The organism is Phocaeicola massiliensis B84634 = Timone 84634 = DSM 17679 = JCM 13223 (assembly GCF_000382445.1).
Taxonomy (GTDB): domain Bacteria; phylum Bacteroidota; class Bacteroidia; order Bacteroidales; family Bacteroidaceae; genus Phocaeicola; species Phocaeicola massiliensis.
Map to the genome: position 1 here is coordinate 1174620 of NZ_KB905472.1, position 11394 is coordinate 1186013.

Genomic DNA, 11394 nt, shown 5'->3' on the forward strand with positions numbered 1-11394 from the left:
TTTGTATAAATTATAATCTTGTGGATAAGCGCTTTACCATCATAGGCTTCCATGTCGAGAAATCACCGGCAATGATATGTTTGCGTGCTTCACCCACCAGCCACAGATAGAAAGCCAAATTGTGGATGGAAGCAATTTGCATGGCCAGCAACTCTTGTGCATGGAATAAATGGCGCAGATAAGCGCGGCTGTACATGGTATCTACATACGATGCACCATCGGCTTCAATGGGTGAATAGTCATCTTCCCATTTCTTGTTACGCATATTCATGATTCCGTCTTTGGTAAAAAGCATTCCGTTTCGTCCGTTACGGGTAGGCATCACACAATCAAACATATCTACACCGCGTTCAATTCCTTCCAATATATTTATCGGAGTGCCGACTCCCATCAGATAACGAGGCTTGTCTTTAGGCAGTATTTCATTGACTACCTCAATCATTTCATACATCTTTTCGGTTGGTTCACCTACAGCCAAGCCTCCGATGGCATTGCCGTCGGCCCCCTTTGATGCAATAAATTCTGCCGCTTGCTTGCGGAGGTCGGGATACACACAACCCTGTACGATAGGAAACAATGATTGCTTATATCCGTATTTGGGTTCTGTTTCGTTGAAACGTTTCAAGCAGCGGTCCAGCCAGCGATGGGTGAGTTGCATGGATTTCTTTGCATACTCGTAATCGGCGGTGCCCGGTGTACATTCGTCAAAAGCCATCATAATATCTGCTCCAATGGTTCGTTCTATATCCATTACCTTTTCGGGGGTGAACATGTGCTTGGAGCCATCGATGTGTGAACGAAACTCCACACCTTCCTCACGCATTTTGCGGATGCCCGACAAGGAGAAGACCTGGAAACCGCCACTATCGGTCAGCATGGGACGGTCGAAGCCGTTAAACTTATGCAAGCCGCCGGCGCGTTCAATGATATCCAGTCCCGGTCGCAGATATAAATGGTACGTATTTCCTAATATGATTTGTGCCTTAATATCGTCTTTCAACTCATGTAAATGCACGCCCTTTACTGTTCCCAATGTGCCTACCGGCATGAAAATAGGAGTTTCTATCTGTCCGTGGTCTGTGGTGATGATTCCGGCACGGGCATTAGATTTGGGGTCTGTATATTGTAAGTCAAAAGTCATATTATTTCTTTTCTTCGTTTGTTTGATTAGTAATATTAAAGTCTATGGCACCGTTTACTTTTTCATCAGTCAAAGCAAGCTTCAACACCTCTTTAATGTCATTTACATAGTGGAAAGTTAGTCCTTCCAGGTATATTGCCTGTATTTCTTCAATATTCTTGCGGTTTTCTTCGCATAAGATGATATCTTTGATACCGGCGCGTTTGGCTGCCAGTATTTTTTCTTTGATACCACCTACCGGCAATACTTTTCCGCGCAAAGTGATTTCTCCCGTCATGGCAAGATTTGCTTTCACTTTGCGTTGGGTGAGGGCGGAAGCTAATGAAGTTACCATGGTAATACCGGCGGAGGGGCCGTCTTTAGGGATTGCTCCTTCGGGCACGTGGACGTGTATGTTCCAATTGTCGAAGATATCTTCTTTCAGGTTAAGTAACTGGGTGTGAGCCTTGATATATTCCAAGGCCAGCATAGCAGATTCCTTCATTACGTCACCCAAGTTTCCGGTCAAGGTAAGTTTGCCGCCTTTCCCTTTGCTCAAGCTGGTTTCTACGAATAAAATCTCTCCGCCTACGGCTGTCCATGCCAGTCCGGTTACTACACCTGCATAGTCATTGCCTTGATATTTGTCACGAGTATATTCGGGAGTACCCAGATATTCTCTTACGTCGTCAGGCTTAATTTCATGCACCTTTTCGAAACCATCACGTGCAAACTGCAAGGCAATCTTACGCATGATTTTATTTATCTTTTTCTCCAGCTCCCGTACACCGCTTTCACGTGTGTAATTTTCGATGATATATTCCAAAGCCTGTTTGCTGAACTTCACATATCCTTTCTTTATGCCGTTGGCTTCCAGTTCTTTCGGCACGAGGTGACGACGGGCGATTTCCACCTTTTCCTCTGTGATATATCCGCTCACCTCAATCAACTCCATGCGGTCGAGCAAGGGAGGAGGGATTGTTCCGAGGTTGTTGGCAGTGGCGATAAACATTACCTTGGATAAGTCATAATCAACGTCCAGATAATTATCATGGAACGTGTTGTTTTGTTCAGGGTCAAGCACTTCCAGCATAGCCGAGCTGGGATCTCCGCGGTGGTCGCTACCCAATTTGTCTATCTCGTCCAGGATAATCACCGGATTGGACGATTCGGCTTTTATCAGACTTTTGATGATGCGGCCGGGCATGGCACCGATATAGGTTTTGCGGTGTCCTCGAATTTCGGCTTCATCATGTACGCCACCTAATGACATACGTACATATTTACGTTTCAAGGCAGAAGCTATAGAACGTCCTAAAGATGTTTTACCTACTCCCGGAGGACCGTAAAGACAAATGATAGGCGATTTCATATTACCTCTCAACTTCAGTACAGCCAAGTGTTCCAAGATACGTTCTTTTACTTTCTCCAATCCGTAATGGTCTTTATTCAGGGTCTTTTCTGCGTTGCCGATATTCAGATTGTCTGTGGTGTATGACTCCCAAGGCAAAGCCAGTAATGTCTGCAAATAAGTGAGTTGCACATTAAAATCGGGAGACTGCGAATTGATACGCTCTAGCTTTGACAGCTCTTTTTCAAAAAGTGCTGCCACCTCTTTCCCCCATTTTTTTGATTGGCCTTTCTGACGCAGTTCATCAATCTCATCCTCTTGTCCGCCACCCAATTCATCCTGAATATTCTTAATTTGCTGTTGCAGGAAGTATTCACGTTGCTGGCGGTCGATATCTTCGCGGGTACGTATCTGGATGTTTTGTTTGATATTGGCCAGTTGTACTTCGCGGTTCAGTATCTGAATAAGACGATACATACGCTCTTTCAGTACGTCATATTTCAGTAATTCTATTTTTTCTTCAACGGTAAAAGGAAAGTTTGAACTGATAAAGTTGACCAGGATTTCCGGATTGTCCAGATTCTTTATAGCAAATACCGTATCGGGGCTGAGCTTTTCCGAAACGTCAATAAATTTGGCGGTCAAGTCTTTGCAGGTGTCTGTCAGGGCCTTGAATTCATCGCTGTCTTGCTCTTCATTATTCTCATTGATAGCTGTAACCGTTCCTTTTAAATAAGGAATGGTTTTGGTTATATTGTCCAAATGGATTTTGGGGCCGTTTGACTGCATGATAACGGTCGTATTACCGCCCGGCATTTCAAAAATACGGAGAATTTTTGCAATAACTCCCACATGGTATAGGTCGGCAAATCCCGGATCGTCTAAGTCTCCTTGTACTTGGCATACAACGGCTATTGCTTGTTTTTTCTTATATGCAGCGTTGACCAGTTTCAAAGTACTGGGGCGTCCGATAGTTACAGGCATGACTACCGATGGAAACATGACCATATTGCGCAAAGGCATTATAGGAATTTCTTTCTCAAATTCGATTGCAGATAAATCATCCGTATCGGTTTGAATTTCAGCCAGCATAGAGATGTCATCAGCATCTGTATTCATCAAAATATCCTCTGTCTTTTTTCTTTTAACCATAATTCTATCTTCCTAGTTGTGTTTTTAAATGTTGGGCTGTTGCCCAAAACGGGGACAAAGTTAATCATTCCTTGGCGAATAAGGAAAATTCATGAGTACTAAATGAGTTTTTTAAATCAAATAATTCCTAATATTTGGCGTATTCAGACTGAATTGACTACTTTTGGCAAAAAAATAATATAACAGCTATGCCAAACCCTTATTTTTCATTCAAACAATTTACTGTTTATCATGACCGTTGTGCCATGAAAGTAGGCACGGATGGGGTATTGCTGGGGGCATGGACAGATGTGTCCGGTGCGCGCGATATTTTGGATATCGGCACCGGGACAGGGTTGATAGCCCTGATGCTTGCCCAGCGCAGTGAAGCGCATATTATGGCTGTCGACATAGATGAAGATGCCGTGAAGCAGGCCAAAGAGAATGTGGAAAAATCACCGTGGCCTGGTAGGATAGAGGTGGAACGTCATGATATTTGTTGCTTTAATTCGGATATCCGATATGATGTTATCGTGTCAAATCCTCCTTATTTTTTCAATTCTCTGAAATGTCCTGACGGACAAAGAAACATAGCTCGTCATATAGTTGGTTTGGACTTTGAATCTCTGATAGATAGTTGTGGAAGATTACTCTCTCCATCAGGGCGTTTCTCTGTCATTATTCCGACAGATGGTATGGATGAGTTTATGAGAATCGCCTCGGAGGGAGGGCTGTGTTTGTCTCGTCGTACATGGATAAAGACAAAGCCGGATGCCGCTCCCAAGCGGGTATTGATGGAATTTAAAAAGCAACCGGCGGTGAGTGTGGAGAGCTGTTTGGTTGTGGAACTCTCCCGCCATATATATAGTGAAGAATATATAGCGCTAACCAAAGATTTTTATTTGAAAATGTAATCTATTTTTTGGATAATCGCCTGAGCAGATGACGATTCAATACGAAAAGATGATTGTACTTCTGTTTAATCAACTCTTCATGTTTAGGCTTCAAACCGCTAAAATACTCTACGATTTGTTGCAGGAGGCTAAAAGGTTCCTCCTCTTTTTTTTTATTGGAGATTATCACATTCAGTCCATGAGGAATGAGTTCCACTTCGATGTCTTTACCTCCCATCACCGGATCGCCGTCATAATGCATTACCCCTTCTTTGGTGCGGTGTATCTTTATCTTTTTGGCACGCATGGTTTTAATGCGGCTGTTTTGGTCAATCGTTTTATTGAATAACTGGAAAGACAAGGACGGGACATCAAGGACGGTAAACGGTTCCAGGATGGTGACATCCATCAGTCCGTCGGTCAAAGAAGCCTGAGGAGCAATATAGGCATTATTGCCATACTGCGATGCATTGGCGCAAGCAATCAGGAATGCTTTGTATTTAATTGTCCCCTCTTCATTCTCTATTTCGTAAGTTTCGGGTTCGTAAGTCAGGCTTTCGTGCAAGGTATTTTCCAGATAAGTCAATAAGCCTCTTTTGCCGGAATCGGCAAATTTCAAGCTCACAAAGGCATCGAAGCCCACACCGCATGTGCAGAAAAACGGCATGTCGTTTATCTTACCGTAGTCCACACAAGTGCATTCACCGGTATTCAGCAAATCAATAGCTGCTTTAGCATCCATCGGAATATGTAAATGCCGTGCCAATCCATTGCCTGAACCACAAGGAATAATGCCTAATGCCGTGTTTGTATGTACCAACGAACGGCCGATTTCGTTAATCGTACCGTCACCGCCTATGGCTACTACAATGTCTACATTGTCTTTGGCAGCCGCAGCTGCAATTTCAACGGCATGACCGGCGTATTGTGTTTTTACAATAGAATAATCAAAAAGCGCACGATCTATGCGCTCGTCAATCCATTTCAATATGGCCTTTTTCCCTTGTGTTCCTGAGATGGGATTTACAACAAATACAATTCTTTTTTTTGCGGTCATACTTCTTTAGGTCGTTTAGCTTTCAAATGAGATACAAAAGTAATACATTGTTAGTTATAACCATCGAAAATCATAAAAGTTTTGAGGTTACTAAATATTTTTTTTGAAAAAGAGAACAATGCTTTGTAGAAATTACTATCTTTGCAGCCTGTTTTGACGGGAACTCCTTTAAAAACAGAATGTATTAGTGAGTTTATATACATTTATTTTAATGTAAACCGATGAGGTTTACGCCACATATAATAAAATATGGGATTATTACAAGACAAGTTAAGTAAATTCAGATTGCCTCAGTTATACATGGAACAGGGTGTTTATCCTTATTTCCGTGAAATAGACAGCCATCAGGATACGGAAGTTATCATGGACGGAAAAAAAGTCCTGATGTTTGGCTCTAACTCTTATATGGGGCTGACTTACGACAAAAGAATTATTGAAGCAGCAATTGCTGCAACCCGTAAATATGGTACAGGTTGTGCAGGTTCACGCTTCTTGAATGGTACACTCGACCTTCATGTTCAGTTAGAAAAAGAATTGGCAGAATTCGTAGGTAAGGATGATGCGCTGGTTTATTCTACCGGTTTTACGGTAAACGAAGGTGTGGTTTCATGTCTGACAGACCGTAATGATTATATCATTTGCGATGACCGTGACCACGCTTCTATTGTAGACGGACGTCGTCTTTCTTTTTCTACTCAGTTAAAGTACAAGCACAATGATATGGAAGCTCTTGAAAAAGAACTTCAGAAGTGCAAGCCCGAATCGGTGAAACTGATTGTGGTTGACGGTGTATTCTCTATGGAAGGAGACTTGGCAAACTTGCCCGAAATTGTCCGTCTGAAAGAAAAGTATAATGCCAGCATCATGGTAGACGAAGCTCACGGCTTGGGAGTATTCGGTCATCAGGGACGCGGTGTATGTGACCACTTCGGCCTGACTGATCAGGTAGATGTTATTATGGGTACTTTCTCTAAGTCACTTGCCTCTATCGGTGGTTTTGTGGCAGCAGACAAAGACACGATAAATTGGTTGCGTCATAATTCACGTTCTTATATTTTCTCTGCAAGTAACACTCCGGCTGCAACGGCTGCCGCACGCGAAGCACTTCACATCTTGAAGACAGAGCCCGAACGTAAGGCAAACTTGTGGACGATTACAAATTATGCATTAGACAGTTTCCGTCAGGCCGGTTTTGAAATCGGTGATACCGAGAGTCCTATCATTCCGCTTTATGTGCGTGATACTGACAAGACATTCGAGGTGACCAAATTGGCTTTTGATGAAGGAATCTTTATCAATCCGGTTATTCCTCCTGCATGTGCACCCCAAGATACATTGGTTCGTGTTGCTTTGATGGCTACCCATACCAAAGAGCAGGTTGACTATGCAGTAGATAAGCTGACTCAATGCTTTAAGAAATTAGGCATATTGAAATAAAAGAATTTGTTTTAATGGTGCGGCTTGACAATATTTTGTTGAGCCGCATCTGTTTTTCAGCAGATGTCTGATTCGGTATCTGGTCAGTCGGGATATGCATACGTATGCGTGAGCCGATACGTACGTACGCATCGGTCTTCACGTATATATGTATAAGTCTGCACGTACGTACGCATAAGCCTATACGTATATATGTCATTGTGTCAGCCTCATCTGAGAATATTTACGCTCGCGGGCTTTTGTGCATGAGTTGCTTTTCGTATCTTTGTGTCTGTTTCCAGATAGACAGTGACAGAATGAATCAGTTAAAAGGAATTATATATGCAGCAGTGTCGTCGGCAACTTTCGGGCTGGCGCCTTTTTTTTCTATCAGTTTATTGGCTGTCGGCTTTTCTTCTTTTGAAGTGCTGACTTATCGTTGGGGAGTAGCCACGGTGGTATTGCTACTGTTCGGATTCCTTGCAGGATGTAATTTCCGGTTGGGGGCTAAGGAGTTTATGACCGTTTTCGGACTAAGTTTGTTCAGGGCGGTTACCTCATTCAGTCTGGTAATTGCTTATCAGAATATAGCAAGCGGAGTGGCATCCATTATTCATTTCATGTATCCTTTGGCAGTGGCTGTTGTTATGATTGTTTTTTGCAGAGAAAAGAAATCTGTCGTTACATTTACTGCCATACTGCTTTCATTGATAGGAGCTTCATTACTGTCGTCGGGTAATATTGAATTTAGTGGAGGAGATACCGGGGTAGGGTTGGTAGCTGCTTGTATCTCTGTGTTTTCGTATGCAGGCTATATTATAGGAGTGAGGAAAAGCTGTGCTGTACATATTGATTCCACGGCTTTGACTTGCTATGTGATGGGATTGGGCGCTTTGTTTTTCTTCTTGGGAGGTATGTGTTGGGAGGGAGGCATCCGTCTGGAAACCAATGGCATCACTTGGCTGTATATTCTTGGATTGGCACTTCCTGCGACGGCCATATCAAACATTACTCTGGTAAAGGCCATTAAGTTGGCAGGACCTACGCTGACTTCTCTCTTCGGTGCACTGGAACCGTTGACGGCAGTACTGATAGGTGTATTTGTATTCAAAGAGCTATTTACCGTATATAGTGCAATGGGCATTGCATTGATTGTAGTTTCCGTCTCTCTTGTTGTTTTTCAGGAGAAGCGAAAGAGAGTCTGATGCAACGCCCATGGGTGTGGTTATTCGGTTTTGAGACTTTCGGTCGGATTGCTGCGGGCAGCGCGATAGCTATGTATAGTCACTGTAATGCCTGTGACGACAAGGACCAGAGCAAGCGGTAAGACGAAATTCCACCAAGTGGCGGAAGCCCGGTAAGCAAACTGTGCCAGCCAATGTTCCATGAGCCACCACACAAGGGGTATGGCAATGGTGTATGCTATCAGGATTTGCCATAGAAAAGAGCGGTTCAATGCCCATACTATTTGCCGGTTTAAGGCACCATGCACTTTGCGGATGGCTATTTCACGGGTGCGGTGGCGGACAGCATACCATGAAATGCCGAACAGTCCGAAACAGGTAAGTACCATTGCTATGAGTGAGTAGCTTATCAAGATTTTGGACAGAGTCGTAATTATCTTGTTCCGTTGCATAAACTGTTGGTGCATGTCTGTGTACTGAAACTCTCTTCCGTCATACATTTTCTCCCATAACTCCTTGATTTGTGCCAACGTTTCATGACGTGTTTCGGGGTGTAGTCTGGCTTGTATAAACATACCTGCTCTGGTCAGGCTGCTTTCGGGTGCAAAAGAGATTTTTTGTCCTGCGATTTCTTCTTCCAGTGAATTGAAAGGGAAGTTTTCTATGATACCTGCCAATATGCTCAGGCTATCGGAAAATGTATCAAATTCACGGAGGTTATGTCCTATTTTGGAAGCATCAATGTTCAATATGCGGGCATAGCTCTCGTTGATAAATACCGGATGAGAGTATTCCTGATATGCTTTAGCCGGTGATACACCCGCCAGCTGGCGTATGTGCATGGTTGAGAGGAATGCAGTGTCTGTTGGAATTTGTATTGTATAATAATGTTTCACGCTGCCGTCCGGTTGCTGCATGGGAAGCTCGTGCATCCACGCATTCAGTACAGAGCTCATGGATAAGGATATTGATTCTATTCCGTTGATGTTTTTCAGTTCTTTATAGAAGGGACTTTTCCCATTTAGCTCGATGGTATTTTCATAGCGGCAGGCACGGGATTTCAACAAACCCATTTGAGCTTGTGCCATTGCTGTGGCATAAACTAATCCTATAGAAAAAATGAATTGCAGGGTGACTAGTATCCATATCTGTTGCTGCTTTCTTCTTCCGGTGTAATTGTGGCTGTATTCGCTCAGGGTTTGGCGGGAAAGTTTCCGGCTGATATATAAGCCGGGTATCACTGCCATGGCAGAAACAAATGCTAAAAGCAATGGCAAGACTTGCCAGCTGAAAAAGAAAGAAAGGGATAGATGCGCCGACAGTAATTCATTGAACCACGGTAGTAAGTCATTGATAAGCAGCAAGGAAAAGAGAAATGACAATAGTACGGTGAGCGTCGCATCGTAGAATAATTGTCTGCGGATTTCCTTCAGTTGAGCTCCCATCAGTTTTTCGATATGTATCATTTTTATCTGTTGCAGGGTGCGTGACAGGCTCAGGTTGGTATAGTTGAAACAGGCAATGGCAAGTACCAGCAGGGCCGAAATCAGGCCGATGTAGAGTAAAGGTACGTCGCTTTGCTGGAAATAGGGAAGCTCTTGTTGCTTGCTGTTCTTGTTGGTATTAAAATACAGGTTTTTGAGAGCATCTACATAATATTGTGTACTTCCGGGAGTGAGAGTCGGTATTTTATCCTTTCTTATTTTCTCTTGTAAGAGCGATGCGGAAGCACCGGGGTGTAACTTTAGAAGAGTTGGGCCTCCCCAAAATTCTCCTGTTATGCCGGTTAACAAGTCGAAATGCAGGAATGATTGTGGGCGTTCTTTCAGAATAGCACCTACTTCATATTTTTGTGTCTTACCATCTGCGTCAATAATCTCAATCATTTCTCCTATTCCGCTATGACCGTGAAATAGTTTACGGGCAAAGGTTTCGCTGATGGCGATTTTGTCCGGTGTTGTCAAGACTGTGCTTAGATTACCTTCCAGGGTGGTGTAGTGAAAGAACTTATTTAATGTGGAATCTGCACAGATAAATAACGGGTGCTCATATTTTATTCCGTTGTATTTACAGATGTCCGCGTACATCCCATTCAGGCGTAGCATGTCTGTGATTTCAGCATATTTTCCCTTTATTTGTTCGGCGGTGTTCGCATTGACGTAGGATACTTTTACACCTTCTTCCATCGGAGAGTCTTGTCGCAGTGCGAAGATGAGATGGCGGTCGGGCGTCTGCTGTTCGATGTTATACTCGTGAATAAAGAAAGTGACAAGCAGGTTGGTACATCCGAGTCCCACTGTCAGACTGATGAGGGAGATGAGAATAAACAGTTTATTTCTCCACCAACCGCGGAAGATGATTTTAAAGATGGCAATGGTGTTCATTTCTTTGTATCTTTTAGGTTCAGAACATTTAAGATTAAATCATTGGAGGCTTTCCCTTCTGACAGTGCTTCTTTTCATACACTTTCTTTTGGATACAGAATTGCACGGATACACGGATTCCTTTTTTTGTTCCGTGAACTCCGTGCCATTCGTTCCTGAAAAATGCGGTCTAGATTTTTACCTCGTTTACTACCTGCCCGTCAAACAGGTTGATGGTTCTTCCCGCATAGCCCGAATCATGTTGGGAGTGTGTAACCATTACGATGGTTGTTCCTTCCTTGTTCAGTTCAGTCAACAGTTCCATCACTTCCTTGCCATTCTTTGAATCCAAGTTTCCGGTAGGCTCATCGGCAAGGATTAGTTTGGGATTGGCTACTACGGCACGGGCAATGGCTACACGTTGTTGCTGACCACCGGAAAGTTGTTGCGGAAAGTGCTTTACACGATGGGCGATTGCCATTCGGTTCATGGCTTCTTCCACCCGTTTCTTACGTTCGGAAGCCGGAATGCCCATGTAAAGCAGGGGCAGCTCGATATTTTCGTAAACGTTTAATTCGTCTATCAGGTTGAAACTCTGAAAAACGAAACCGATGACACCTTTACGAAGGTTGGTACGCTGCGCTTCGGTAAATTTAGACACATCTGTGCCGTTCAGGTAGTATTCGCCTCCCGACGGATTGTCCAATAATCCGAGAATATTCAATAAGGTAGACTTGCCACAACCCGAAGGACCCATAATGGCGACGAACTCGCCTTCTTTAATTTCCAGACTGACATTATTCAATGCCCATGTCTCAACTTCTTCTGTTTTGAAGATTTTCTGTAAGTTTACTGTCTTAATCATCATTGTTCTATTTT

Annotated in this window: 8 protein-coding genes; 3 read left to right on the top strand and 5 right to left on the bottom strand. The window is 43.3% G+C overall.

Features of this window, described 5'->3' with window-relative positions; genetic code table 11:
• Positions 1–10: 10 nt before the first annotated feature.
• Together tgt and lon are read right to left on the bottom strand one after the other, a co-directional pair.
• A complete protein-coding gene (gene tgt, locus HMPREF1534_RS14045; protein ID WP_005937857.1) occupies positions 11–1141 on the bottom strand; it encodes a tRNA guanosine(34) transglycosylase Tgt in 1131 nt (376 codons plus the stop codon).
• A gap of 1 nt (position 1142) precedes the next feature.
• Positions 1143–3623: an endopeptidase La gene (gene lon, locus HMPREF1534_RS14040; protein ID WP_005937860.1), complete on the bottom strand. Its 2481-nt coding sequence runs from the start codon at positions 3621–3623 to the stop codon at positions 1143–1145.
• 188 nt (positions 3624–3811) lie between these two features.
• On the opposite strand from lon, the gene HMPREF1534_RS14035 reads away from it, so the two are divergent.
• Positions 3812–4516, top strand: coding sequence for a tRNA1(Val) (adenine(37)-N6)-methyltransferase (locus HMPREF1534_RS14035; protein WP_005937863.1), 705 nt, complete (start codon positions 3812–3814; stop codon positions 4514–4516).
• Position 4517: 1 nt separating this feature from the next.
• Here the strand turns inward: HMPREF1534_RS14035 and HMPREF1534_RS14030 are convergent, their stop codons facing one another.
• A complete protein-coding gene (locus tag HMPREF1534_RS14030) occupies positions 4518–5552 on the bottom strand; it encodes a diacylglycerol/lipid kinase family protein (protein WP_005937865.1) in 1035 nt (344 codons plus the stop codon).
• A 249-nt stretch (positions 5553–5801) separates the two neighbouring features.
• Between HMPREF1534_RS14030 and spt the strand changes: the two genes are divergently transcribed.
• Complete coding sequence (gene spt / locus HMPREF1534_RS14025; protein WP_005937869.1) at positions 5802–6989, top strand: serine palmitoyltransferase; 1188 nt, start codon at positions 5802–5804, stop codon at positions 6987–6989.
• A 296-nt stretch (positions 6990–7285) separates the two neighbouring features.
• A complete protein-coding gene (locus HMPREF1534_RS14020; protein ID WP_018452808.1) occupies positions 7286–8173 on the top strand; it encodes a DMT family transporter in 888 nt (295 codons plus the stop codon).
• Positions 8174–8193: 20 nt separating this feature from the next.
• On the opposite strand, the gene HMPREF1534_RS14015 is transcribed toward HMPREF1534_RS14020, so the two are convergent.
• Both HMPREF1534_RS14015 and HMPREF1534_RS14010 read right to left on the bottom strand, forming a co-directional pair.
• Complete coding sequence (locus HMPREF1534_RS14015) at positions 8194–10536, bottom strand: ABC transporter permease (protein WP_005937874.1); 2343 nt, start codon at positions 10534–10536, stop codon at positions 8194–8196.
• A gap of 169 nt (positions 10537–10705) precedes the next feature.
• Positions 10706–11380 carry an ABC transporter ATP-binding protein gene (locus HMPREF1534_RS14010; RefSeq protein ID WP_025066815.1) on the bottom strand — a complete coding sequence of 225 codons (675 nt, stop codon included), beginning with the start codon at positions 11378–11380 and terminating at the stop codon, positions 10706–10708.
• Positions 11381–11394 lie beyond the last annotated feature (14 nt).